Genomic DNA, 25,334 nt, shown 5'->3' on the forward strand with positions numbered 1-25,334 from the left:
TAGGTGCAAGCTAAAAAATGAGCCCGCCGTTCCCTTGGAGTGGAGAGCGCCGTCCGACGAACCCTGGAGGCGGGCCCAGCCCCTCGATGACCTCGCCTTGTCCGCACGACCGTGAGACCGCGCCGCCAACGGCCGCACAGGTGGAACGCGCCCTGGACGCTGCCGCCGCCAGCGTCGCCGCCACCGGGGATAAGCTGACGCGCCCCCGGCGCAGGGTGCTGGAGCTCCTGCTCGTCGCGGGCGCTCCGGCCAAGGCCTATGATCTCGTGGCGACGTATCACCAGGATGCTCGCGTCGCGAAGCCGGCTACGGTCTATCGGGCGCTGCAGTTCCTCGAAACTCACGGTCTGATCCATCGTCTTTCCAGCCTCAAGGCCTATGTGGCCTGCGATCCCGAACGCCTCGGTTCGCCTGCGGTTTTTCTTCTGTGCGACTGTTGCGGCTTCTGTCGCCAGATCCCTTCGTCCGGCATGGCGTCGCTGGGCGCGGCCGCGACAGCGGCGGGCTACGAGATCGAACGGATCACGCTCGAAGGCCAGGGTCTGTGTCCGGCCTGCCGCCCGCAGCGCCCCGGCGCGGCCCGGGATCTGGCCCCCCAGACAGGGCCGGAGGTGGCCGCGGGGTCCGGGCCCACAAGCACTGAGCCGCGCCCCTGATCAAGCCCGGGGCGGGTCGATGGCGGCCTGCCCCGGGCGCCCGGGCGCGGCGACGCCGGGGCCGCCCAATTCCACGGCCCGTTCCGTGGCGGCGGCCGACCTTCGGGTCGACCCCGGTCGTCGGGACGGACTAAGCCAGGTCTGGACCGGTCGGTCGAAGCCGTAGCGAAACACGGCGGCGGCCACGAACGCCCCGACCAAGCCGATGGCCCACAGGACCCAGCGAACGTCGGACGACCAGGCCTCCTGTCCCAAGGCGTCGAGCAAGCCGAACCAGACGATGCGGCTCACCTCATTGGTGAGGAACATCGAGAAAGACATAAGGGCCAAATGCTCGATCATCCGTGAAGGACTGCGCACCGGCACGGCGCCGGCGGCCCAGATGATCACGGTCATCAGGCCCAGCGACAGCAGGCTGAAGGCGCCGAAGGCCTGCAGCCCCACGAGCGCGAAGGCGGCGGCGAGGCCGATCGCCCTGGCCCGGTGTGGCGCGACACAGACCCGCGAACCGTAGAAGGCCGCCGCGACCCCGAGCAGGAAGAGCGGCAGGGCGCGCAGGATGCCGTAGCGCATCGGCAGGCGGTAGATCGGATCGCCGAGCCACAGCGAAGCGGCGATATCGGCGGCGACGACGAGGAGCGTCGCGCCGATCACCACTGCGACCGGCGGCCAGCGCCACAGAGCGCGGCAGATCCAGGGCAGCAGGAGATAGCAGCCGATCAGGGCCGAGAGGGTCCAGGTCGGGGCGTTCCACCCCTGCCCGCCCGGCACGCCATAGGCCTGGACCAGTAGCACCTGCGCGGGCAGTTGCGACCAGTCGAACCAGCGCGGATTGCTGGGCGCGATCCCGGCCAGGGCGGCGCCGCCGACGAGCAGCACCAGAACGAGGCTGACCGCCAGGTGGGCCGGAATGACCCGCAGCAGGCGCTGGCGCGCATAGGCGCGCAGCGAGGCCTGTCCGGACGCGAGGCGATCACCGTAGATGCGGGCCAGGACATAGCCGGAGTCGATGATGAAGAAGTCGGTGAGCAGATAGCCGCGCTCGAAGACTGGATGCAGTTGTCCGAGAGGCACAGGCGCGGCCTCGCGGAAATGGTAGAGGATGATCAGCGCCCCTACGATAAAACGCAGCGCGTCCAGCCAGCCGCCGCGCGCGATCCGGACGGGGCGAGGCGATGGCTCGGTCAGCGCGGCTTCGGGCATTCAGTCAGCCTTCCGTGGCGCAGACTTGGCGGCGGCGCTGCGGTGCTCATGTGGACGCAGGACGATCTGGTCTCGCGAAGCGTAGAGAACGGCCGTTCCCAAAACCCAAACGACGACCAAGCCTCCGACGACCATCAGTCCTGGCCTATCGCGGGGTCCAAACACAAACGAGCAGCCGATCACGCCGCCCAGAATGGCCCCGTACCCAAAATGCAGCGGCACCTTGTGTGCGCCCAGCAGCAGAAGGGCCATGCAGAAGACCAGGCCTCCTGCGAACAGGCTGACCCCGATGGCGACGAGCGTATCGAGCACGGGCCGTGGCTTCAGCGGGCGCGCCTGGAGCCGCCGCCTACCTCGTTGGCGATAGCGGCCTTCCCGCCAACGAATGCTCCGGCCGCGCACGGTGAAGCGTTTGCCGGCCATGCGTCAGGGCCTTGCGTTGGGCGCGGGCGTGTCCTCATGGCGCGCAAGAAGGATTCTCATCCGGACAATTTCGGATTCCTGGGCCGCGATGATCTCATCGGCCAGACTGCGCACGTCGCGGGCTTCGCCATGCTCGACGGCGACCTTGGCCATTGCGAGCGCACCCTCGTGGTGGGCGATCATTCCGCGCAGGAAGTCGATGTCGGCGTCGCCCGTGTAGTTGATGCTCATGGCCTGGTGCATCTTCGCGCTGGCCTCGCGATAGGCGCGAGTCGATGGGCTGTCCGTGGTCTCGCCAGCGTGGCTTGCCTCGGTGTCGCTCGGGCGAGAGTCAGCCGCCGACGGCGCCGCAGGGACCTCGCGGGTTTGCCGCGAGATCATCCCGAAGGCGAAGGCCGACAGGGCGAGAAAGACGGCGATGACGGAAATCCATCCGAAACGCTTCATGACGATGTCCTCGAGAGAGCCGGCGGGGCCACGGGGGCGGCCGGGATTGCACTGGGAAGGATGGGCGCCGTTCGGTCGTGGTAGCCGAGCAGGCGCAGAGCGTTGAACACCACCAGCAGGGTCGACCCCTCGTGGAGCGCCACGGCAGGGCCGATGCCAAGGCCGAGGATCGTCGCCGGCACAAGGAAGGCGACGATTCCGAGACTGACGTAGAGATTCTGGAGAATGATGCGCCGCGTCTGTCGGCTGAGACCGACGGTGAAGGGCAGCTGCGACAGGTCGTCCGACATCAGGGCGACGTCGGCGGTCTCAAGCGCAACATCGGAGCCAGCCGCGCCCATCGCGATACCGACGGTCGCCGTGGCCATGGCCGGGGCGTCGTTCACCCCGTCGCCGACCATGGCGATCTTGCCGTCAGCGCGAAGGCGTTTGATGGCGTCAACCTTGTCCTCGGGCATGAGGTCGCCCCAAGCCTCTGTCAGGCCGACCTGTCCGGCGATCGCCTGTGCGGCCTTCTGGTGATCGCCCGAGATCATGATCATTCGCCCGATGCCGAGGGCGCGAAGAGCGGTCAGCGTCGGCCGCGCCGCTGGGCGAGGCGTATCAAGAAGCCCAATGACACCGAGATCGCGCGTGCCGCGTCGCACCACCATCAGGGTTCGACCCTGCAGTCGCAATTGAGCGACGACAGAGGTTGTTTCGTCGCCGAGCGGCGCTACGCCGTCGACGCCGAACATCTCCGGCTTCCCTATCCAGATCGTCTCGCCGTGCAGCTGGGCGGTCACGCCCTTGCCCGTCAGGCTCTTGAGGTCGATCGCGGCCGGGATGATCGTATCGCGCAAGCGTGCGCCACCGTCGCGCGCGATGGCCTCCGCCAACGGGTGGTCGCTGAGCCGTTCGACCGCCACAGCGACCGCCAGAAGATCGCCCTCCTTCGTCCCGCGCACCGTCATGACGTCGGTGATCCGCGGCCGTCCCTCGGTCAGGGTGCCGGTCTTGTCGAAGGCGATGGCGTTGAGCGAGCCGAGGTTCTCCAACGGCGCGCCGCCCTTGATCAGGACACCGGCGCGCGCCGCACGGGCGACGCCCGAGAGGACGGCGCTCGGGGTGGCGATGGCGAGCGCGCAAGGACTCGCGGCGACCAGCACGGCCATGGCGCGATAGAAGCTGTCGCGGAACGGCTCATCGACGACGACCCAGGCGAACAGCAGGACAAAGGCGAGCGCCAGCACCACAGGCACGAAGATGCTTTCGAACCTGTCCGTGAAGCGCTGGGTCGGCGACTTCTGCGTCTCGGCCTCACTCACCATCCGAACCACCTTGGCCAGGGTGGTGTCGCTCGATGTGCGGGTCGTCTCAATCTCGATGGCGCCTGAGCCATTGATGGTGCCCGCGAAGACGAGAGACGGCGATCCGACCTGGGCCGGTCTCGCCCGCGCCGCCTCGGGGTCCGCGACGGGCTGCTTGTCGACAGGCATGCTTTCGCCGGTCACGGGGGCTTGGTTGATGCTTGTGGTGCCGACCACGACAAAGCCATCAGCGGGCAGTCGTTCGTTTGGACGCACCACCACGGTGTCGCCGACGACCAAATCTTCGACAGGCAATTCGACGACCTGCCCGTCGCGTCGCACATGGGCTGTCCGGGGGGCAAGCTCGGCCAGGGCCTCGATCGCGCGTTTGGCGCGGCCCATGGCGTAGTGTTCGAGCGCGTGGCCGATGCTGAACAGAAACAGCAGGAGAGCGCCTTCGGCCCAGGCCCCGAGCGCCGCCGCACCTGCGGCTGCGACGAGCATCAAGGTATCGATCTCGAAGCGCTTCTGGCGGAGGTTCTCGAACGCTTCTCGCACCGTAAAAAAGCCGCCGAAGATGTAGGCGATCAGGAAGAGGGCGAGGGGAATCCAAGCGGGAAGGCCCGTTGCGAGTTTCTCGAGGGCGAATCCAAGGCCCAGAGCAAGGCCACTTGTCAGGGCGAAGATCAGCTCCGTATTGGAGCCTAGAACGCCACCGTGATCGTGCTCCTCGGACTTGGTGTGGAGATGGTCCGGCAGTGTTGTGCTGGTCATAAATAGGGTCCCGTTGCGGGTTGGGAATCGCGGCTGCTTGCGGCGACCGCCGCGATCGAGGGGGCGGGATAGCGACACGGGCGAAGGCGCGCCGGGCCAGCGGGTTCCAGCGCGATCCGCTCGCAGGTGGTCATCCCGGTTCTCCCGACCTCAGGGCACGGGCACGACGGCATTAAAGCCCCCGAGCCGCTGGAGCTGCTCAATCGCTTCGAAAAGCGGAAGCGCTAGGAGAAAGACGAAGCCGTCGCGCACCGTGCGGACGAAGAATACCGGCCGGATCATGATTTCCGCCTCGTCGCGCCATAGGGAGAGCTTGGGCAGGAACCGAGGGGTGCGCTCACGGTAAGCTTGGTAGTCGTGTCCAAAGGCGTCGGAGAGGAAGCGTTCTTCGCGGCCGACCACGATGCGAAACACCACCCAGCAGGCTAATCCGAAGACCAAACCGACGCTAAGGCTGCCGGACTGGGCGCCGATGCCAAACGCGCCGATGAAGCTGAAGACGTACAGCGGATTGCGGCTGACCGAATACGGTCCTGCGGATATGATCTCCTGTTTCTTGCGGCCACCGATGTAAAGGGAACACCAAGCCCGACCGATGATGCAAACCATGATGGCGATCAGGCCCAGATGCTCGACAGGATGTTCGAGCAAGGGCCAGGATGTGACGAGCGCCGCGCAGACGACAAGAAGCAGGCCCCCGACGAGAATGCCCGCCTTGCGCCATCGTTGAACGGATTGGATATCGACCGCTGATCGACAGGCGTCATCAGGGGGCGAGGAGCCGGACAAAGCGGGGCTTGCGGGCTTGGAGACGCTGTCGGAGGGCTCGAGCGGCATCATTGCCCCTCCCCCTCAGCCGGACGATCCTTAGCCGCATCGCGCAGGATATCCACGCCGCCCTTCAACGCGATGGCGGCCACGAGGACGCCGACGACGAGGTCCGGCCACGCCTGGCCGAGCCAGAGCACCAGGGCCCCGGCGACGAGGATTCCCCCGTTGGAGGCGAAGTCGTTAAAGCTGAACGTCTCGGCAGCCTTCATGTTGACGTCGCCGCTGTGCTGACGGCGGATCAACTGCAGGCAGATCAGGTTGATGATCGCTGCGACGACCGAGAGTCCCATCATGGTCGGGCCGATCGGTTCGGTCCCGATGAGGAATCGACGACCCGCGTCCAGAAGGACGCCAGCGCCGAAGATAAGGAGCATGACGCCCGAGAGGCGCGCCGCCCCCCGCTTCCACGAACCAGGCCGACCGATCGCGAGAAAGCTGATCAGATAGACAGCAGCGTCCGAGGCGTTGTCCACTGCATTGGCCAGCAGAGCGCTGGAATCGGCGGACAAGCCGCCGATCCCGAGCGCTAATGCCAGGCCCGCGTTGAGCGCGAGAACCGTCAGCAACGTGCGTCGCTGCTGACGGTCATCCTGAGTGCGAGCAATCAATCCTCAACCCCCTCGTCCTTGCGATGACGCACCGCCTTGGCCGCGAAGGTCGGCAGGACCAGCAGGGTCAGGGCCGTCGCGGTCAGAAGGCCGCCGATGACGACCGTCGCCAGAGGCTTCTGAACCTCGGCCCCCGCGCCGTGGGCGAGCGCCATCGGGATGAAGCCGACAATGGCGACCAAGGCTGTCGTCAACACCGCACGCAATCGGCTGGACGCCCCTTCGATCGCCGCGTCCCGGGGCGCGAGCCCCGCCTGCAATCGCTCGCGAATGGCCTGCATCAAAACAAGTCCGTTCAGGGTCGCCACACCCGAGACGGCGATGAAGCCAACGGCCGCAGACACCGAGAACGGCATCCCTCGCATGAGAAGCGCCAAGGCGCCGCCGATCAAGGCCAAGGGCACGCAGGCGAAGACCAGCCCAGCCTCGGAGAACGACCCCAGAGCCATAAACAGCAGCACACCGATCAGGACGAAGACGATCGGAATAACCAGGCCCAGCCGTTGTTCGGCCCGTTTGAGGTTCTCGAACTGACCGCCCCAGGTCAGGCGGACGCCCGGCGGGAGCTGGATTTGGTCCACCTTGGTTTGTGCGTCGGTGACGAAGCCGCCCAGATCCCGGCCGCGAACGTTGGCCTGGACCACCATCCGTCGGCTACCGTCGTTGCGGCTGATCTGGTTCGGCCCCTCGGCGCTTTGGATACGGGCTACCGAAGACAGCGGCACGGTTACGCCTGTCGAAGAGACGATCGGCAGGGCCGCGAGCGCCGCCGGATCGTTGCGCGCATCGTCCGGAAGACGGACGACGACGTCGAAGCGACGGTCGCCCTCGAAAATCCGGCCGGCCTCCGCGCCGCCGATGGCGGCCGAGACCGCTTCAGAAACGTCGGCTGCGGACAGGCCGTAGCTGGCCGCCGCGAACCGATCGACGCTGACCGTGAGCGTCGGCAAGCCCGACGCTTGTTCGACGCGAACGTCGGCGGAGCCGGTGGTCTGCCGCAGTACGCCGGCCACCTCATCAGCGACCCGCTGCATGGTGTCGAAGTCATCGCCGTAGACCATGACCGCGAGGTCGGTCCGGACCCCGGAAATGAGTTCGTTGAAGCGGAGCTCGATGGGTTGGCTGAACTCGAAATTATTCCCGATCTGTTGGTTGGCGAGCTCTTCGAACCGCTCGAGCAAGGCTTCCTTCTCGAGACCTGAATCCGGCCAGTCCTTGCGGTCCTTCAGAACGATGACGCTGTCCGAAATGTTGGGCGGCATCGGGTCGACGGCCGCCTCGGCGGTGCCGGTCCTGGAGAACATGGTCTCGACTTCCGGCTGGGCGGTGATGACCCGTTCCAACGCCATCTGCATGGCGAGCGACTGTTCCAGCGACGCCGAGGGAACACGCAGCGCCTGCATGGCGATGTCGCCTTCGTCCAGGGTAGGGATGAACTCCCGCCCGAGGGACGAAAAGGCCAGACCACCGACGACGACCGCGCCGAGCGCCGAGATCAGGACGATCTTCGGACGATCGACGGCGGCGCGGATGGCCGGCTGGATCCAACGCCGCGCGTGGCGGAGCAGGAAGGTTTCGTGTTCGTGGGCGTGGCCGTGTTCGTCGGTCTCGACCTTCTTGGGATCCCGCACCAGCAGGGCCGTCATGGCCGGAACGAAGGTGAAGGAGAAGATGAAGGCCCCGACCAAGGCCAGCATCACCGTCGCCCCCATGGGGACGAAGGTCTTGCCCTCCACCCCCTCAAGCATCAGCAGGGGCGTGAAGACCAGCAGGATAATCAGCTGACCGAAGGCGGCCGGCTTGACCATCTTGCGAGCTGCGGCCACGGCGACATCGAGGCGTTCCCGACGGGTCAGGGCCCGTCCCAGATCGATCCGCCGCTGCGATAGCATCAGCAGGGTGCTTTCGACGACGATGACCGCCCCATCGACCAGAAGGCCGAAGTCCAGCGCGCCCAAGCTCATCAGGTTTCCACTGATGCCAAACCTATTCATGCCGATGACGGCGAACAGGAAGCTGATCGGGATCATCAAGGCCGTGATGCTGGCCGCACGAATGTTTCCGAGCAGCAGGAACAGCACGACGATGACCAGAAGGGCGCCCTCGGTGAGGTTGCGGGCCACGGTCGAGATGGTCGAGTTGACCAGGGCGCTACGGTCAAGGACCGTCACCGCCTCGATCCCTGCGGGCAGAGTCTTGCGAACCTCATCGAGTCGCTCCCCGGCCGCCTGGGCCACGGTGCGGCTGTTGCCGCCCGCGATCATCAGCGCCGTTCCGAGCACGGCCTCGTGGCCGTCACGGCTGGCGCCGCCCAGGCGCGGAGCCTGGCCGATCTCGACCGTGGCGACATCGGCGACCCGCACGATCAGGCCGTTCCGGTTGACGACCGGCGCCTGAGCCAGATCTTCCACGGTGGAGGCCAAGGCGTCGGTGCGGACCGTCAGAGCTTCGCCAGCGCGTTGGATATAGCCTGCGCCGGCCTGAGTGTTGGCGCGATCGAGGGCCTGGATAAGGTCGCCCATGCCCAGGCCGTAGGCGGAAAGGCGCGCCGCGTCCGGACGGACCGCATACTCCTTCACATAGCCGCCGACGGTGTCGACGCCGGCGAGACCGGGGGCGGTCCGCATTTGCGGCGCGACGATCCAGTCCTGCACGGTGCGCAGATAGGTGGCGCGCTGCTGCGGGGTCGAAAGCAGATCGCCTTCGGGCGTCAGATAGGCTCCGCCCGCCTGCCAGCCCGGCTCGCCAGGCTTGGCGAGGTTCTGACTGTTGAATGGCTTGTAGTCGATCGTCCACATCAGCACTTCACCGAGGCCCGTGGTGATCGGGGCCATGGTCGGCTCCACCCCGTCAGGCATGGCCTCCCGGGCGCCCGCGAGCCGTTCGGCGACCTGCTGGCGCGCGAAATAGATGTCGGTCTGGTCGGTAAAGATGACCGTGACCTGGCTGAAGCCGTTTCGGCTGAGGGATCGGGTCGTGGTCAGGCCGGGAATGCCGGCCATGGCGGTTTCAATCGGGTAGGTGACCTGTCGTTCGATCTGTTCAGGCGCGAGCGCCGGAGCGACCGTGGTCACCTGGACCTGGCGATTGGTGATATCCGGCACGGCGTCGATGGGAAGCCGTGTCAGCTCGAGGAGTCCGTAGGCCGCGACAAGCGCCGTGGCGAGAACCACGAACCATCGGAATTTGACCGAGAGTTCGATGATGAATTTGAACATGCGGTGCGCCCCTAGTGACCGTGCTCGGCCTCGCCCTTGGCGAGCTCGGCTTTGAGGAGGAAGGCGTTCGTGCCGGCGACCCGTTCAGCCCCGGTGAGGCCACGCAGGATTTCAGTCCGCCCCCCGGCCTGACGACCGGCGAGCACCGGACGGGCCTGGAAGCCGTTCGGGACCTGAACGAAGACGACGGTGTTGCCGTCGACGGTCTGGACGGACTCGGTCGGCACGGTGAGACCGCCGGTCGTCTCGCCCGTCACGATCGCCCCCGTGACGGCGGAACCGGCCGGCGGGAGGACAGAGCCCGTCGGCCGGGCCCGAATGACCGTGGCGCCGCTTTCGCCGCCCGCGCCTGCGGCAACGCCGGTGACGATGGCGTCGAAGTCGCCGCTGGGGCTGCTGACCCGCAGAGGCGCCCCGGCCCTTACATTGGCGGCCAAAGCAGGCGGCGCGTTGAAGACGAGCTCAACCCTGGCCGGGTTGGTGACCTCGGCGACAACGCCGCCAGGGGCGACGAAGCCGCCCGGTCCGACCTGGACGCTGGTCACGACTCCGGTGATGGGGCTGGTGACGCTGAGGCGGCCCGAAGCGTTGGGCGAGCCCGCCGCGCTGGACCGCGCGCGAGCCGCGCGGGCGCCGGCTTCGGCGCTGAGCAGTTGCGCGCGGGACGCCTCGACCTCCTGTCGGGCGACAACGCCCTGGTCCGCCAGATTGCGGTTGCGTTGATAAGCCTGGCGCGCCACTTCAGTTTCGGCGGCCGCCGCGTCTGCGTCCGCGCGGAACGTCGCCGCTTCACCGCTGACGACGCTCGCCAGGGGCTGACCGATCCGGACCGACTGGCCCGGAGCTACGAGAACCCGCTCGACCCGCCCGCCGACGGACGCCGCCACAGCGGCGCGCGCGTCGACCATGGGCTCGACCCGCCCGGAGAGCCGGGTTTCGGCGCCCCCTCCCCGACCGACGCCGACCACGATCAGGTTGGCGGCCTGGGCCTGGGCCGCGCTCAGAGCGACGAAGCCTTCCGGCGCTTCGGCCTCGCCTTCGTGGCCGGCTTCGCCCTCGGCATGAGCGCCCTCTTCTTCAGCGTGACCCGCCTCACCCTCGGCGGCGGCTGGAGCGGCGTCCGGCCCGCGCGTGAGCAGGAACAGCCCGCCTCCGCCAAGCAGAACGACGGCGGCGGCGCCGCCGATCAGCAACGTCTTGTTGGATGTGCGCTTGCGCATCATTGGGCTCCTTGGAAGGGGGCGCGGCCGTCCTGGCGCGCAAGTTCAATCTCGGCCTGGACGCGTGCAAGGCGCGCATCGACGGCCGAAGTTCGGGCAGAGATCAGGGCTGCACGGGTGACCCGCAGCTCGAGTTGAGAGATGCGCCCCGCTTCGGATCCGATCCGCGACAGACGGTAGGCCTCCTCGGCAGACGCCACCCCTGCATCGGCGGCGGAGACCCGGCTCACGGAGGCGGCGAGGCGCGCCCGCGCTGCGGCGCGATCGGCCTGGGCCTCCTGGCGGGCGCCCAGGAGCCGCGCATCCGCAGCCCGGAAGTCGGCCTGCGCCGCGTCGATGTTCCCGCGGTTGCGGTCGAACAGGGGCAGCGGCATGCTGACGCCGAAAGTCAGCGCCGTCGCGTCTTCCATCTCGTAGCGACGGACACCAACGCTGGCGTTGATGTCCGGGCGCGAGCGGATCCGCTCCACATCGATCCTGCGTTCGGCGGCCGCGCGCTGAGCCTCGGCGACGCGAACGGCCGGCGCCTCCGCCGGGGGAGCGAAGGTCGCGGCAGGTGCGAGGTCCAGCAGGCTGGTGTCGATCGTCGTGACCGGAGCCGCCAGCATGGCGACTGCGGTCAGCCGCGCGAAGGCCGCGTCGCGCTCCGCGACGGCTTCATCGCGAGAGGCACGCGCCGCAGCCGCTTCGCTTTCCCCCTGGATGCCGCGCAGCAGCGGCTCACGGCCTTCCTCGACAAGAACAAGGGCGGCCCTCGCATCGGCGATGGTCAGGGTGAGGCTTTCCTCCGCGAGAGCAGCCCGCCTTTGGGCGGCTTCCGCATCGGCATAGACCTGAGCGAGCCTTCCGGCGGCGTCGATGATGGCGAGATCCCGCTGCAGCGCCGCGGTTCCGGCTTCCGCGCGGGCGACATTGACCCGCGCGGTCCGACGTCCCCACAGCTCGAGGTCCTGGCTGATCGACAAGGTGGTTTCGGCATTGGCGTAGCCCGAGAAGGGCCCCGTGCCGAAAGCGTTCTCGGCGTCGAGAGCGATCGTCGGATTAGGCCTCGCACGGGCCTGGCGGACACGTGCTTCGGCGGCGTCCGACAGGGCGCCGGCTTCAAGGGTGGCCGGGGTTTGACCCAGCTGGGCGAGCAGCTCGGCGAAGGACGGCGCGGGGTCAGCCCAAGCGGGACTGGCCAGCACGGCCGCGAATGCGGCCAACGCGCAGCCGACCGCGAAACGCGGCGGCCTGCGATATGAGGGAGGCATGATTCATCTTCCAGAAATTTGACACGAGTTCGCGCGCACGGCGGCGCAGACGTCCGGTCAGACTCTGGGAGGGCGCTTCAGGCCGTCGGGAGAGATCGACGACGGAAAATCACTCGAGGGGAAGGCGTGAACAGGCCGCGCGTGGATCTGCATCGCGATGTGGTCGGCGACATCCGCACGGGCAGTTCCGTTGTGGTGGCAGTGGCCGTGGGTGCAGACTCCGTGCCCAGCGCCAAGGTCGACCTGGTCGCCATCGCCCGCATCTTCAACGACCATGGCGTGAGCCGATGCCGTCTCCGGGACGCAGGTCGCGGCGTCAGCGATCGGGGCGACGAAAAACACGGCGGAGACCAGGGTCACCGCCAGTATCAGTCTTGCCCATGTCGCAATTGGCCACGCCATCGCGTGGTGGATACTTTCATTCGGGCGATCAAGCAATCTGTTACAGTGTTCGGGGGCTGCGACTGTTTCGAGTGACCACCAATCCGCGGTGAGGGAGAGGGAAAGTCGACATGCAAGGCCGAGAGTGGCGCGTCGTCGGCCATCTCGACCTATTCAGCAACGTCGAGCGATCTTTAAGCGAGCGCACGCTGATCGCGTCCGATTCTTTCGCTGCGTCTGCAGGTGGATCGAGATTGCAGAATGCGCAATCTTCACCTGAGTAGCGCTCCCGCTATCAGGTCGGGCCATCGTGAACCGGTCAGCCAGACCGCTCCGCCGGTCGCCGCGACGCCAGGCTCTGGGTAAGGTCGTTGCGCGCGCATAGCCAGAGCGAGCGGACGTTGGCGTCGCCTGCGCAGTGGCTTACCAGCAGTAAGCCGGCCAGGGCGTTGGCGAAGAAGCCCAGAGGGCCCAGTCCGGTGATGCCACGGGACGGCGCCCCGGAGGTGGCTCGCGAGATCGCGTAGCTGAGGAATAACAGCACCAACGCAACGAGGCTGGCGCCTTGGCCATTGGCCGCCCCGGACTGCACGGCGACCGAACGTCCGATCACGGCCAGGCTGATGCCGTAGGTGGCGCGTCGGCCAGGAAGTTGAGCACATTGGCGCCCAGGGGGCGCCGAGCCTTGCAGGGACACGCCGCTGGCTATGGCCATAAAGGCGGCGCAGTTGACGGCGATCACCGCGATCATGATGCGCCGGTAGGCGGGGTGGCGCTGTCGAACCTGGAGGCCACGCCGCAACTGCAGCCGGGCGAGGAAGTGCACAGGACGAGAGGGGGTTCAGTCATCGGATTACCCTTTCGCGAGAAGCATGCATCTCCCAATGGCTAGACGATCATGCCGAGAATGCATGGCTTCCATGAAAGAAACGCCTGTCAGATAAAACCAGCTTGATCCTCTAGTAACTAGAGGGCCCAAAATCAGTTGAAATCCATTGGAGGCTTCATGATCACCATGCACCCGACGCGACGCGTTCCCGGCCGCCTGCAGACGATCGCCTTCGCGCTCGCGGCGCTGATCGCCGTCGTGGATCAGGCCGCCAAGGCCGCGGCGCGCGCTCAGCTGGACGCTCCGATCAACCTCACGCCGTTTCTCGCGCTGCGTCTCGGGTTCAACCCCGGCGTCACCTTCGGCCTGTTCGCCGGCTCAGGCGCCGTCGGCCGCTGGGCGCTGAGCGCCGTGGCCTCCCTGATCATCGGCGCCCTGCTGGCGTGGATCTGGCGCACGCGCAGCGCCGTGACGGCGGCCGCCGCAGGCCTCATCGCCGGTGGAGCGATCGGGAACCTCGTCGACCGGCTACGCTTTGGCGCGGTCACCGATTTTATCGATCTTCATTGGGGGGCGGCGCACTGGCCGACCTTCAACCTCGCCGATGCGGCCATTGTCTGCGGCGTCGCGCTGCTCCTCCTCACCGTCCGGGGCTCGGACAGCCGCGCGGCGTCCTCGACCCTGGGACGGGCGGCGCGATGAGGCTTCCCGCCGAACAGAGGGCGATCGCCGTCCGCTCGGCGCCGGCGATTCTCATCACCGCCTCAGCGGCGGCCTCCGCCTGGCTGCGGCTTTCCCCGCCCCTTCTCGGCGCGGCGCGCGACATGGCGACGGCCGATAGGCTGGCCTATGCCCTGCAGGCGAATCTCCCGGTCTTCCTGTGGCTCGCGGGGTGTTTGAGGGTGGTGGCCAGCATCCGGTTCCGGTCCGACGCCGACCGGCCGGGTCCGCCGATGCGGCGCCCGGCGCCAGGCTCGCCCTACCCGCCGCCGTGCTACAGAACTCGCTTGAACAGACCGTTCTGGCGGTGAGCGCCCACCTGGTGCTCGCCACCGTGCTGCGCGGCGAGGAGATGATCCTGCTGCCGGTGTTGGTCCCTCTTTATCTGGTTGGTCGGGGTTTCTTCGCCCTGGGTTACGCGCAGGGCGCGGCGGCCCCGGCCTTCGGCATGGCGCTCACCGGCGCCTCCACGATTGCCGCCTTCGGCATCGCCGTCGTCCTGATGGGGCTGGGCCGATGATCCCTCCCCGCCCCAGATGCCTTTCACCCGCCGTTACGAGCTGACGCGATGCCCCTCCCCTCTCCCGCCTCGTCCGGGTTGCGCCCCATCGGCAAACTGGCCGCCGCCACGGGCGTCAAGGTTCCGACCATCCGCTTCTATGAAGAAATCGGCTTGCTTCCGCCGCCGCCGCGCACCGCCAGCGACCGGCGCATGTATGACGACGCGGCGGAGCGCCGCCTGTCATTCATCCGGCATGCCCGCCAGCTGGGCTTCGATCTGGATTCGATCCGCTCCTTGCTTGATCTGTCGGATCACCCCGATCGGCCCTGCGCCGAGGCCAGCACCCTGGCCGAACGTCATCTCGCCGATGTGAAACAGAAGATCGCCCGGCTCCGCGCCCTCCAGCGCGAACTGTCGCGGATGACGACGGAATGCGCCGGGGGCCGGGTCTCCGCCTGCAAGGTGATCGAGGCGTTGCACGATCCATCCGCGCCGCTTTGACCCTGTGGAAGATCCGGAAGGCGCAAAGACCCCGGAGCCATTAGCCCACCGCGACGTTTGGAGGCGATTGGCGGCTCCCGTCGCGGACCGCCCGTCCTTCTGGAGGATTTCGATGACGCATCGGCCGACCTCGCGACACGGCGACCAGACCCTGGCCCTGCTGACAGACCCTTATCGGCGCCTTTCCCACCTGTTCGAGCAGGCCGGCGCCGACGTCGTCGAGACCCGCCTGGCGCTGAAGGAGACGACCTGTCTGAGAGGCCGCGAGGCGGCGCGGATCTTCTATGACGAGACCCGCATCGTGCGGGCGGGCGCCATGCCGGCGCCGGTCCGCCGCACGCTGCTCGGCGAGGGCGGCGTCCAGGGGCTGGACGGCGAGGCCCACCGCGCCCGCAAGGGCGTGTTCATGTCCCTGATGTCGCCAGCCCGTGTCGCGCGACTGGGCGAACTGTTCGAAGCGGAGTGGCGGCGCGCGGCCGTCGAATGGGCCGGCGAGGACGACATCGTGCTGTATGACGCCTTGCAGCCGGTGCTAACGCGGGCCGTCTGCGCCTGGGCCGGCGTGCCGCTCGAGCCGCACGAAGAGGCGAAACGGGTCCGTCACCTGAGGGCGCTGTTCGACGCGGCGGGATCGCGGGGCCCCCGGCATCTGTGGTCGAGGCACGCGCGTCGCCGCGTCGACGCCTGGCTGGGCTCGATCATTGAAGACATTCGCGCCGGCCGTCTGTCGCCGGATCCGGACACGGCCGCCCACGCCTGGGCCTGGACCCGCGCCGCGGACGGCGAACCGTTGCCGATCCACACGGCGGCGGTCGAACTGGCCAATGTATTGCGGCCGACTGTCGCGACCTCGGTCTACATCGTGTTTGTGGCGCACGCGATGCAGGCTCACCCGGATGCGGCCCGTCTGGCCGACGCCGACGCCGGACGTCGCCGCGCCTTCGTCCAGGAAGTCCGACGCTTCTATCCGTTCTTCCCGGCAGTGATCGGGCGTGTGCGCGCGCCGTTTCGCTGGCGCGACCTGGTCTTCCCGGAGGGCCGTCAGGTGGTCCTCGACCTCTATGGCTCCAATCACGATCCCGCACACTGGACTGATCCCGAGGCGTTCCGGCCGGAGCGGTTCAGCGACGGCTCCGGAGATCCGTTCGGTCTCATCCCCCAGGGCGGTGGGGATGCGGCGACCGGTCACCGTTGCCCTGGCGAAGGGATCGTCGTGGAGCTGATGGAGCGCGCCGTCGGCCTGCTCGCCGACCTGAACTACCGGCTGCCGGATCAGGATCTGGAGATCGACTTCCGCCGCCTGCCGGCCCTCCCCGGAAGCGGGTTCCGAATGGAGACGCGCGACGCGGCCCTCAATGAGGGGGGCGCCTGATGCCGCTTCCTCGGGCTGGCCGGGGCCCTTCTCTCCCATCCACTCGCAGCAAAGGCTGACGCCATGAGCCGTTCGACGACCTCCTACGACCTGGTGATCATCGGCGGCGGGCCGGGCGGATACCCGTGTGCGATCCGGGCGAGCCAGCTCGGCCTGTCGGTGGCGGTCATCGACGACCGCGAACTGCTCGGGGGGACCTGCCTGAACATCGGGTGCATTCCGTCCAAGGCGCTGCTCCAGGCCACCGAGCGGCTGGAGATGGCGCGCAATCTCGAAGCGTTCGGCGTCATGGTAGACAATGTGCGGGCCGATCTTGACGGTGTCATGCGGCACAAGGGCAAGGTGGTGACCGAGCTTGGCGAAGGGGTCGCCTACCTCCTGCGCAAGCACAAGGTCGCCCGCTTCCAGGGCCGCGGGCGGCTGCTGGCGCGCGACCGGGTGGAGGTGCGCGCCGCGGACGGCGCTTTCGAGGTGCAGGCCAGCAAGGCGGTGGTCATCGCCAGCGGATCGGAAGCGGCGACCTTGCCCGACCTGCCCATCGACGAGCGGCGAATCGTCACCTCCGCCGGCGCCCTGAGCCTGACGGCGGCGCCGCGCCATCTGGCGGTGATCGGCGGCGGCTACGTCGGACTGGAGCTGGGGTCGGTCTGGCGTCGGCTCGGCAGCGAGGTCACGGTCATCGAGGTGCTCGACCGGATCGCCTCCGGCGTCGACTCGGAGATGTCGGCGGCGCTGCACAAGGTGCTCGAGGCCCAGGGCTTCCAGTTCTGCCTTGGGCATAAGGTGGTCGGATCGCGGATGGAGGGCGACGACGTCGTCCTCGACGTCGAGCCCATGGGCGATGGCGCGCGAGGAACCATCAAGGCCGATGTCGTGCTGGTCTCCATCGGCCGACGGCCCGCAACCGCCAGGCTCGATCTGGAAACGGTCGGCATTGCGCCCGACCGCAGGGGCTTTATTCCGGTGGACGAAGGGTTCCGGACCAGCGCCGACGGGGTCTACGCCATCGGCGACGTCATCGGCGGCGCCATGCTGGCCCACAAGGCGGAGGAGGAAGGGATCGCCCTGGCCGAACGCCTGGCGGGGGGCGCGGGCCATGTGGACTACGGAACGATTCCGGCGGTCGTCTATACCTGGCCGGAACTGGCTTCGGTCGGCCGCACCGAGGACGACCTCAAGGCGGCCGGCGTGGCCTACCGCGTGGGGCGCTTCCCCTTCTCCGCCAACGCCATGGCCAAGGCGCGTCTGGAGAAGAACGGTCTGGTCAAGGTTCTGGCCGACGCCGCGACGGACAAGATCCTCGGCGTGCACATCCTGGGCCCTGAGGCCGGCGGGTTGATCCATGAAGCGGTCGCCGCCATGCAGTTCGGCGCGGCGGCCGAGGATCTGGCGCGGACAAGCCACGCCCATCCGACCCTGCCGGAAGCCCTGCGCGAAGCCTGCCTGGCGGTAGCCGAGCGCACGATCCACCTCTGACGGCCGCGCGTTACGAAGTCTGACCCGACGGCAGCCGCGATCGCGGCCGCCTCTGCGGGCCCGGGCGCGTCCGCAGTTTAGACGCGACAGCGGCGTCGCTTGAATGCTATTGCGAGCCGCTCACAACTAGGTCTCCCATGCGTCCTCTGCTCCGTCTGCTCACCCTGCTGTTCGCCCTAGGGTTGGCCGCCCCGGCCCTCGCCCAGGCGCCGTCCGCCTCGGAGGCCCAGGTCGCCTGGCGGCTGCTGGATTATGTGGCGGTCGACTACGCCGGCGCAGTGGCCGACGGCGAGATCGTCAATCCGGCCGAATACGGCGAGATGATCGAGTTCAGCACCCAGATCCGGACGCGTCTGGACGCCCTGCCGGCCAACCCGGCCAAGGCCGCCCTGATGCGCGACGCAGAGGGCCTGCAGGCGGCCATCCGGGACAAGGCGGATCCGGCCGTCGTCGGCGCCCGGGCCAAGGCCCTGGCCGGCGCGGTGCTGACGGCCTATCCGAGCCCGCTGGCGCCCTCGTTCCCGCCCGACCTGGCCCGCGGCGCCGCCCTCTACGCCGAGCAGTGCGCGGTCTGCCACGGCGTGACCGGGCGCGCCGACGGCCCCGGCGCCGAAGGGCTCGATCCGCCGGCGATCGCCTTCGCCGACGTGGAGCGCGCGCGCCAGCGCAGCGTCTTCGGGCTGTATCAGGTGATCGACCAGGGGCTGGAGGGCACGGCGATGGCCAGCTTCTCGCACCTGCCGGCCGAGGACCGCTGGGCGCTGGCCTTCTATGTCGGCCGCTTCGCCTTCACCGACGCCGAAGCCGCCGAGGGCAAGCGCCTGTGGGACGGCGATCCGGCGGTCCGCGCGGCCTTTCCCGACCTGGCCGCCCTCACCCAGACCACGCCGGCCGAGCTGGCCACCCGCCTCGGCGAACCCCGGGCGCGGGCCCTGACCGCCTATCTGCGACGTCATCCCGAGGCCGCGGCGCGCCCGGCCGGATCGACGCTGACCCTGGCGCGGACGCGCCTGGCGGAGAGCGAGGCCGCCTATCGACGGGGCGATCGCAAGGCCGCCACCGACGCGGCGCTGTCCGCCTACCTCGACGGCGTCGAGCCGATCGAGCCGGCCCTCGGCGCCCGGGACAGCGCCCTGCTGCGCCGGGTCGAGACCGCCATGACCGAGCTGCGCGTCTCTATCAGCCGGGGTGCGCCCGCCCAGGAGGTCGCCGGTCGGGTCGCTCGTGCGAACGCCCTGCTGGACACGGCCGAGCGGGCCCTCGCGCCCCAGGAGGCGGACAATCTCGCCAGCTTCCTCGGCGCCTTCACCATCCTGCTGCGCGAAGGCCTAGAGGCCCTGCTCATCGTGGTGGCGATGATCGCCTTCCTCAGGAAGGCCGAACGGCCCGAGGTGCTGCGCTACGTCCACGGCGGCTGGGTCGCCGCGCTGGTCGCCGGCGGGGCTACCTGGGCGGCCGCGACCTTCTTCATCTCCATCAGCGGCGCCAGCCGGGAACTGACCGAAGGGTTCGGTTCGCTTCTGGCCGCCGTCGTGCTCGTCTCGGTGGGCATCTGGATGCACGGTAAGTCGCACGCCGACGCCTGGCAGACCTATATCCGCGACAAGCTCTCCCATGCGCTGTCGAAACGGTCGGCCTGGTTCCTATTCCTGCTGTCCTTCGTGGTGGTCTACCGGGAGGTGTTCGAGACCATCCTGTTCTATGCGGCGATCTGGAGCCAGGGCGGCCACCTCGGCATGCTGGCCGGCGCCCTGACGGCGGTGGTCATCCTGGCCGTGGTTGCCTGGGCCCTGCTGGCCTACAGCAAGCGCCTGCCGATCGGCCGGTTCTTCTCCCTGAGCTCGATCCTTATGGCCATCCTGTCGGTTGTCCTCGTCGGGAAGGGGGTGGCGGCGCTGCAGGAGGTGGGCTGGCTCGACGTCCATCCGCTGGCCTGGATCCCCCGTATCGAGATCCTCGGCCTCTACCCGACGGTCGAAGGCGTCGCCGTTCAGCTGCTGACGATCGCTATCCTCGTGGTCGGCTTCTCCCGGCATGCGGCACCGAAGGGCGCGCGGCCGGCGGACATCGGCTAGGGCCGCCAGCCCTTCAGCGAACTTCCGCCCCGCCGGGGGCCGCATGGGCAGGCGCCGGCTTCCGGTTCTGAAACCGCCCTCCGCCCCCGGAGTCCGCAGGCCGGGGAGACGGTCTTATCGGACGATGGGTTTGCCTCCGGCGGGCAGCACATCGGGCTCTTTCGTTGGAATGTCGTCGCTTGCGGGATCAAGAACCTCCGGCACGTTGCGATGCAGCTCGTCGATCCAGACCTGGCCATGAGCGTCCGAGGGCATGCGCCAGTCGCCCCGCGGCGACAGAGAACCGCCTGTCGTGACCTTGGGTCCGTTCGGCAGGGCCGAGCGCTTGAACTGATTGGCGAAAAAGCGCTGCAGGAACACCTCCAGCCAGCTGCGAATAGACCCGATGGGGTAGGCCCGCTTTTGCTCGTCCGGAAAGCCCGGCGGCCAATTCCCGGCGGCGGCGTCCTGCCAGGCGTGCAAGGCCAGGAAGGCGATCTTGGAGGGCCGCAGCCCGAACCGGGTGAGATAGTAGATCCAGAAGTCGTGGAGCTCGTAGGGGCCGATCTTGCCTTCGGTGCTCTGCGACTCGCCCTCGGCCGTCTGCGGGATGAGCTCCGGCGAAATCGTTGTCGCCAGGATGTCGAGCAGGACGTCGGACACCGCGGGGTCGAACAGGCGGTTCGCCGCTGTCCAACGGACCAGGTGTTGAATGAGGGTTTTCGGGAGGGAGCCGTTGACGTTGTAGTGGCTCATCTGGTCGCCGACGCCGTAGGTGCACCAGCCGAGCGCGAGCTCGGACATGTTGCCGGTGCCGAGCACCATGCCGTTCCGCTGATTGGCGGCCCTGAACAGGAGGTCTGTCCGGAGCCCGGCCTGCACATTCTCGAACGTCGTGTCGTACACAGGTTCGCCCCTCGCGAACGGATGGCGCAAGTCCTGCAGCATCTGCTGGGCGAGCGGCTTGATGTCGATTTCCTCGACGGTCACGCCGAGCCCGTTCATCAAGGCGTAGGCGTTAGACTTGGTCCTCGCGCTCGTGCCGAAGCCGGGCATTGTGAACCCGAGAATGTCCGTGCGTGGACGCCCAAGCAGATCGAAGACCTTGGCCGCGACGATCAAGGCGTGCGCTGAATCCAGGCCTCCGGACACGCCGATGCAGATCTTGGCTGTTCCGGTCGCCTCAAGCCTCTTGGCCAGCCCGCTCACCTGTATGTTGAACGCCTCGTAGCAATCCTGGTCGAGACGGGAGGGATCGTTGGGCACAAAGGGAAAACGGTCGATGCGTCGTTGCAGGCCGAGGTTGCGAACTGGCGGATCAAGATGGAAGGTCACCCGGCGAAAGCGCCGGTCGGGCATCCCGTTGGCGATCGCGGCCTCGTTAAAGGTGCCGGTCCGCATACGTTCCAGCTGCAGCCGTTCCACGTCTATGTCCGCGACGGCCATCTGGGACCCCAGGCTGAAGCGCTCCGTCTCCGCGAGCTGCGCCCCCAGCTCGTAGATGCAGGCCTGTCCGTCCCAGGCCAGGTCGGTCGTCGATTCTCCATAGCCGGCCGCGGAGTAGATGTAGGCCGCCCAACAGCGGCCGGACTGCAGCTCGCAGAGTCTTCGCCGCGTGTCCGCCTTTCCGACAACGATATTGCTTGCGGACAGGTTCGTCAGAATCAGCGCGCCGGCGAGCGCGGCGAAGTCGCTGGGCGGCGCGGGCGCCCAAACATCCTCGCAAATTTCGACATGAAAGATCAGGCCGTCGACATCGTCGGCCTGGAACAGCAGATCCATTCCGAATGGAGCGGTCTCGCCCCCGATCGTAATCTCGCCTTCCACATCCCGCCCGGAGGCGAACCATCGCTTTTCATAGAACTCGCGGTAGTTGGGCAGATGGCCCTTTGGCACCACGCCAAGGACCCGCCCCCGGTGGATAGCCACCGCACAATTATAGAGCCGTCCCTCACGACGGAGGGGCGCGCCGACCAGAACGACCGGATGGAGATCGCGGCTTTCGGCCACGAGGTTCACGAGTTGCCGCTCGACCTCGTCGAGCAACGCCCGCTGCAGCAACAGGTCGTCGATCGAATAGCCCGAGAGGCCCAGCTCCGGGAAAACCATCAGCGCGATCCCTGCCTCGTCTCCCTCACGGGCGAGCCTCAGGGTCTGCTCCAGGTTGAACGCCGGATCCGCGATCCTGCAGACGGGACGGCACGCAGCGACCCTCACGAAGCCTTGCTGGTAAATCGACAGGAAATCGGCTGCGTTGCGAGGCACGTCTGCTCCTATTCCGCTTCAGGCATTACTGTTTTCGGCCGGACGGCCCGCGCCTGGTCCCCCTTGCTTAGCGCGGCAAGGGCCTGGAGGTTCGTTAGGATGAGGACGTCAACCGGAGACTGCCTTTCGCCACTTCTGGCGAGTTACGACCATCGCGATGCTCGGCGGCCGCCGCGGCCATGGGGTCAAGGTCCGTATTAAGGGGGAGGAATGCGAGGCGTGTTCGCGTTGTCGAGGAGAGGTCACGCCTGGCGCGCGATGGCGATCCCCGACAGATCGGAAGCGGCGTCGAGGGGAATCCTGGCCGCCTTGCGCTCGGAATAGCGGTCCACCAGCTGGGCCGCGTGCGGCCGGGTGAGGATGGTGAAACGCACCAATTCCTCCATCACATCAACAATCCGCTCATAGTAGGCCGAGGGCTTCATCCGGCCGGCCTCGTCGAACTCCTGGAAGGCCTTGGCCACGCTGGACTGGTTGGGGATGGTGATCATCCGCATCCAGCGGCCCAGCAGGCGCAGAGTGTTGACGGCGTTGAAGCTCTGCGACCCGCCCGACACCTGCATCACCGCCAGGGTGCGGCCCTGGGTCGGGCGCAGGCCGCCCAGGCTGAGCGGCAGATGGTCGATCTGCAGCTTCATCAGGCCGGAGACCTGGCCATGCCGTTCCGGACTGCACCAGACCATGCCCTCCGACCAGAAGGCGTGCTCGCGCAACTCGCGCACCGCCGGGTGGTCGTCGTCGCCGGGCGCGCCCGGCAGGGGCAGGTCGGAGGGGTCGAAGATGCGGGTCTCGCATCCCATCCGCTGCAGCAGACGGGCCGCCTCCTCGACGCAGAGCCGCGAATACGACCGCTCGCGCAGCGAGCCGTACAAGAGAAGGATCCGCGGCGCCGGGTCGGTCGGGCCCAATCCACGGGCGGGGTCGGCGGACAGATAGGCCGCGTCCAGAGCCGGCAGGTGATCCGGATCCGGCAGCGAACGCAAGCGGGCGAGGGTCATCAGAGGTCCTTGATCAGATAGGCGGCCGACGCCGGGCAGACGTCCGCGAACTCGCGGGTTCGCCGGATCGCGGGCGGTGCAGACGCCCGATCGGCGACGACGAAGCCGTGCCGGGCGAAGAAAAGCTCGGCCGTCGTGGTGAGCAGGTGAAGCCGTTCGCTACGCAGATCGCTCGCCATGGCCTCGACGGCGGTCAGTATGCGGCTCCCGATCCCTTGGGCCTTCAGGTCGGCGAGCACGACCAGGGAGCGCAGCAGGAGATCCTGCCCTTCCCCTTCCAGGCCGACATAGCCGGCGATGCCGCCGTGTTCGTGGGCGGCGAAGTATCGACCAGCGCCAGGCTCGGGCAGACCCGCGCCGCGCAGGGCCGCGATCAGGCCGACGTCATCCGCGTCCAAGAGATGCAGGACGACCATCAGGCCGCGTCCGCCGGCGGAGCCGTATCCGGGAACCAGCGTCGGCCCATCCACAGCGCAACTGACACCAGCAGGATCAGCACTGGCACCTCGACCAACGGGCCGATGACGGCCGCGAAGGCGACCGGCGAGGTCAGGCCGAAGGCCGCGATGGCGACGGCAATGGCCAGTTCGAAATTGTTCGAGGCCGCGGTGAAGGCCAGGGCGGTGGTGCGCGGATAGTCGGTCTCGATCAGCTTGCCCATCAGGAAACTGACCACGAACATCACAAGGAAGTAGATCGTCAGCGGAATGGCGATGCGCAGGGCGTCCAGCGGCAGGGCCACCACCTCCCCGCCCTTGAGGCTGAACATGACCACGATGGTGAACAGCAGGGCGATCAGGGTGATCGGTCCGATGCGCGGCAGAAAGCGCCGCTCGTACCAATCGGCGCCCCGGCGGGCGATCAGGCTGCGACGGGTCAGGAAGCCGGTCAGGAAGGGAAGACCAAGGTAGACGAGCACCGCCCCGGCGATGGTCCAGACGCTGACGTCCACCACACTGCCCTGCAGGCCGAACAGGGGCGGCAGGACGGTGAGGAAGATCCAGGCGTAGAGGCTGAAGAAAAGGATCTGGAAGATCGAGTTAAAGGCGACGAGGCCAGCGACATACTGGTTGTCGCCCCGCGCCAGCTGGTTCCACACCAGCACCATGGCGATGCAGCGCGCCAGGCCGATCAGGATGACGCCGGTCATGTATTCCGGCTGATCGCGCAGGAAGATCACCGCCAGCGCGAACATCAGCACCGGGCCCAACACCCAATTCTGGAACAGCGACAGGGCCAGCACCCGCTTGTCGGCGAAGACACGCGGCAGTTCCTCGTACCGAACCTTGGCCAGCGGCGGGTACATCATCAAGATGAGACCGATGGCGATTGGGATGTTGGTCGTGCCGATCGAGAAGCTATTGACCCAGGCGGGCAGGTCCGGCGCCAGCGTCCCCAGAGCCACGCCGAGACCCATGGCCACGAAGATCCACAGTGTCAGCCAGCGGTCGAGGAAGGACAGGCGACGCGGCGAGGCGTCCGCCACCGGGGTATCGATCATCGCTTCACCCGCTGGCCGGCGGCGTCGATGACGACCTCGCCGTCCTCCTTGGTGAAGGGCTTGAGATCATCGGCGGGCAGAAGATCTAGCACGGCCTCCGATGGCCGGCAGAGTCGAACGCCCATGGGACTGACGACGATCGGGCGGTTGAGAAGAATCGGATGGGCCTCGATCGCGTCGAGCAGTTGATCGTCCGTCAGGCCCGGGTCCCCGAGGCCCAGCTCGGCGAAGGGCGTGCCCTTTTCGCGTAACAGGTCGCGCAGCGGCGCGCTGGTGCGTTCGGCCAGCCAGGCGATCATGGCCCGCGACGGCGGGGTCTTCAGATACTCGACGACGTGCGGCTCCATGCCGACATGGCGGATCAGCTCAAGCGCGTTGCGCGACGTCCCGCAGGCGGGGTTGTGATAGATGACGACGTCCATGGGATCCTCAGGGGCGGCAGGGTGCGAGTTCGGCCAGTAAGGGCTGACACAGGTCCGCCCTCCCCTCGCAGCAGTCCTTAAGCAGGAACAGGACCAGCTCGCGGAACCGGTCCAGGTCGGCCCGGTAAATGATCGAGCGGCTGCGCCGCTCCGACCTGATCAGCCCCGCGCGGGTCAGAACGCCGAGATGGGACGACAGTGTATTGGCCGGGATGGCCAGATGGTTCGAGATCTCACCGGCCGGCAAACCGCCGGGTTCGTGGCGCACGAGGAGACGAAACGCCTCCAGCCGCGTAGACTGCGCCAAGGCGGCGAGAGCGAGAATCGAGGCTTCCGTTTCCATAGTTCCGAATTAGTCGAACTATGGAAGCGATCAAGCTCTCGCTTTCTT

Annotated in this window: 24 protein-coding genes; 8 read left to right on the forward strand and 16 right to left on the reverse strand. The window is 67.8% G+C overall.

The genetic code is table 11. From position 1 onward, the window contains the following. The first annotated feature begins 140 nt into the window (after positions 1-140). Positions 141-656 (forward strand): Fur family transcriptional regulator, encoded by a 516-nt coding sequence (locus tag GYM46_RS02160; protein ID WP_232216216.1) that lies wholly within the window; start codon positions 141-143, stop codon positions 654-656. Here GYM46_RS02160 and GYM46_RS02165 read toward each other — a convergent pair whose 3' ends face one another. From GYM46_RS02165 to GYM46_RS02205, 9 genes are all read right to left on the reverse strand, one after another. Further along, a complete protein-coding gene (locus GYM46_RS02165) occupies positions 657-1,859 on the reverse strand; it encodes an acyltransferase family protein (RefSeq protein ID WP_008261134.1) in 1,203 nt (400 codons plus the stop codon). Beyond that, positions 1,860-2,282 carry a hypothetical protein gene (locus GYM46_RS02170; RefSeq protein WP_112863181.1) on the reverse strand — a complete coding sequence of 141 codons (423 nt, stop codon included), beginning with the start codon at positions 2,280-2,282 and terminating at the stop codon, positions 1,860-1,862. 3 nt (positions 2,283-2,285) lie between these two features. Continuing rightward, a complete protein-coding gene (gene copM / locus GYM46_RS02175; protein ID WP_008261944.1) occupies positions 2,286-2,729 on the reverse strand; it encodes a CopM family metallochaperone in 444 nt (147 codons plus the stop codon). Continuing rightward, the gene (locus tag GYM46_RS02180) at positions 2,726-4,792 is read right to left on the reverse strand and encodes a heavy metal translocating P-type ATPase (RefSeq protein WP_008263530.1); all 2,067 of its coding nucleotides are present in this window, start codon (positions 4,790-4,792) and stop codon (positions 2,726-2,728) included. Before GYM46_RS02180 ends, copM begins: the two co-directional genes overlap by 4 nt. 150 nt (positions 4,793-4,942) lie before the next feature. Continuing rightward, positions 4,943-5,632: a methyltransferase family protein gene (locus tag GYM46_RS02185; protein ID WP_008264189.1), complete on the reverse strand. Its 690-nt coding sequence runs from the start codon at positions 5,630-5,632 to the stop codon at positions 4,943-4,945. Continuing rightward, positions 5,629-6,189 (reverse strand): cation transporter, encoded by a 561-nt coding sequence (locus tag GYM46_RS02190; RefSeq protein ID WP_008261511.1) that lies wholly within the window; start codon positions 6,187-6,189, stop codon positions 5,629-5,631. The genes GYM46_RS02185 and GYM46_RS02190 overlap by 4 nt, the downstream gene beginning before the upstream one ends. 38 nt (positions 6,190-6,227) lie before the next feature. Then, positions 6,228-9,449, reverse strand: a complete 3,222-nt coding sequence (locus GYM46_RS02195) for an efflux RND transporter permease subunit (RefSeq protein ID WP_008263211.1) — start codon at positions 9,447-9,449, stop codon at positions 6,228-6,230. Positions 9,450-9,460: 11 nt separating this feature from the next. Continuing rightward, the gene (locus tag GYM46_RS02200; RefSeq protein WP_040349349.1) at positions 9,461-10,669 is read right to left on the reverse strand and encodes an efflux RND transporter periplasmic adaptor subunit; all 1,209 of its coding nucleotides are present in this window, start codon (positions 10,667-10,669) and stop codon (positions 9,461-9,463) included. Continuing rightward, on the reverse strand, positions 10,669-11,874 hold the full coding sequence (locus tag GYM46_RS02205) for a TolC family protein (RefSeq protein ID WP_244304272.1): 1,206 nt from the start codon (positions 11,872-11,874) through the stop codon (positions 10,669-10,671). The genes GYM46_RS02200 and GYM46_RS02205 overlap by 1 nt, the downstream gene beginning before the upstream one ends. A 189-nt stretch (positions 11,875-12,063) precedes the next feature. On the opposite strand from GYM46_RS02205, the gene GYM46_RS02210 reads away from it, so the two are divergent. Beyond that, positions 12,064-12,399, forward strand: coding sequence for a hypothetical protein (locus tag GYM46_RS02210; protein WP_156796407.1), 336 nt, complete (start codon positions 12,064-12,066; stop codon positions 12,397-12,399). 223 nt (positions 12,400-12,622) lie between these two features. Here the strand turns inward: GYM46_RS02210 and GYM46_RS02215 are convergent, their stop codons facing one another. After that, positions 12,623-13,054 carry a hypothetical protein gene (locus GYM46_RS02215; protein WP_008262257.1) on the reverse strand — a complete coding sequence of 144 codons (432 nt, stop codon included), beginning with the start codon at positions 13,052-13,054 and terminating at the stop codon, positions 12,623-12,625. A gap of 255 nt (positions 13,055-13,309) precedes the next feature. Here GYM46_RS02215 and lspA point away from each other — a divergent pair, with 255 nt between their 5' ends. The 6 genes from lspA to GYM46_RS02245 all read left to right on the forward strand — a co-directional run bounded on the left by lspA (position 13,310) and on the right by GYM46_RS02245 (position 19,778). Beyond that, the gene (lspA, locus tag GYM46_RS02220; RefSeq protein ID WP_008258720.1) at positions 13,310-13,834 is read left to right on the forward strand and encodes a signal peptidase II; all 525 of its coding nucleotides are present in this window, start codon (positions 13,310-13,312) and stop codon (positions 13,832-13,834) included. 190 nt (positions 13,835-14,024) lie between these two features. Then, positions 14,025-14,372, forward strand: coding sequence for an MAPEG family protein (locus GYM46_RS02225; protein WP_153923203.1), 348 nt, complete (start codon positions 14,025-14,027; stop codon positions 14,370-14,372). Between the two features lie 48 nt (positions 14,373-14,420). After that, positions 14,421-14,855 carry a MerR family transcriptional regulator gene (locus GYM46_RS02230; protein WP_040349346.1) on the forward strand — a complete coding sequence of 145 codons (435 nt, stop codon included), beginning with the start codon at positions 14,421-14,423 and terminating at the stop codon, positions 14,853-14,855. Positions 14,856-14,967: 112 nt separating this feature from the next. Further along, a complete protein-coding gene (locus GYM46_RS02235; protein WP_008261169.1) occupies positions 14,968-16,227 on the forward strand; it encodes a cytochrome P450 in 1,260 nt (419 codons plus the stop codon). Positions 16,228-16,290: 63 nt separating this feature from the next. Further along, positions 16,291-17,703 (forward strand): dihydrolipoyl dehydrogenase, encoded by a 1,413-nt coding sequence (gene lpdA, locus GYM46_RS02240; RefSeq protein WP_008259848.1) that lies wholly within the window; start codon positions 16,291-16,293, stop codon positions 17,701-17,703. Positions 17,704-17,840: 137 nt separating this feature from the next. Continuing rightward, positions 17,841-19,778: a cytochrome c/FTR1 family iron permease gene (locus GYM46_RS02245; RefSeq protein WP_040349345.1), complete on the forward strand. Its 1,938-nt coding sequence runs from the start codon at positions 17,841-17,843 to the stop codon at positions 19,776-19,778. A 114-nt stretch (positions 19,779-19,892) separates the two neighbouring features. Here GYM46_RS02245 and GYM46_RS02250 read toward each other — a convergent pair whose 3' ends face one another. The 6 genes from GYM46_RS02250 to GYM46_RS02275 all read right to left on the reverse strand — a co-directional run bounded on the left by GYM46_RS02250 (position 19,893) and on the right by GYM46_RS02275 (position 25,286). Beyond that, positions 19,893-22,022, reverse strand: coding sequence for an NAD(+) synthase (locus GYM46_RS02250; RefSeq protein ID WP_040349344.1), 2,130 nt, complete (start codon positions 22,020-22,022; stop codon positions 19,893-19,895). A 242-nt stretch (positions 22,023-22,264) separates the two neighbouring features. Next, positions 22,265-23,020 (reverse strand): arsenical resistance protein ArsH, encoded by a 756-nt coding sequence (gene arsH / locus GYM46_RS02255; protein WP_008259815.1) that lies wholly within the window; start codon positions 23,018-23,020, stop codon positions 22,265-22,267. Beyond that, positions 23,020-23,436, reverse strand: coding sequence for a GNAT family N-acetyltransferase (locus GYM46_RS02260; protein WP_008264023.1), 417 nt, complete (start codon positions 23,434-23,436; stop codon positions 23,020-23,022). Before GYM46_RS02260 ends, arsH begins: the two co-directional genes overlap by 1 nt. Then, positions 23,436-24,521, reverse strand: coding sequence for an ACR3 family arsenite efflux transporter (arsB, locus tag GYM46_RS02265; RefSeq protein ID WP_008264093.1), 1,086 nt, complete (start codon positions 24,519-24,521; stop codon positions 23,436-23,438). The genes GYM46_RS02260 and arsB overlap by 1 nt, the downstream gene beginning before the upstream one ends. Then, entirely contained in the window at positions 24,518-24,943 is a 426-nt protein-coding gene (gene arsC / locus GYM46_RS02270) for an arsenate reductase (glutaredoxin) (RefSeq protein WP_008260675.1), read from the reverse strand. The genes arsB and arsC overlap by 4 nt, the downstream gene beginning before the upstream one ends. A 7-nt stretch (positions 24,944-24,950) precedes the next feature. Beyond that, on the reverse strand, positions 24,951-25,286 hold the full coding sequence (locus tag GYM46_RS02275) for an ArsR/SmtB family transcription factor (protein ID WP_008264065.1): 336 nt from the start codon (positions 25,284-25,286) through the stop codon (positions 24,951-24,953). Positions 25,287-25,334: the final 48 nt, after the last annotated feature.

The sequence above is a fragment of the Brevundimonas mediterranea genome, from assembly GCF_011064825.1.
In the GTDB taxonomy this organism is placed as follows: domain Bacteria; phylum Pseudomonadota; class Alphaproteobacteria; order Caulobacterales; family Caulobacteraceae; genus Brevundimonas; species Brevundimonas mediterranea_A.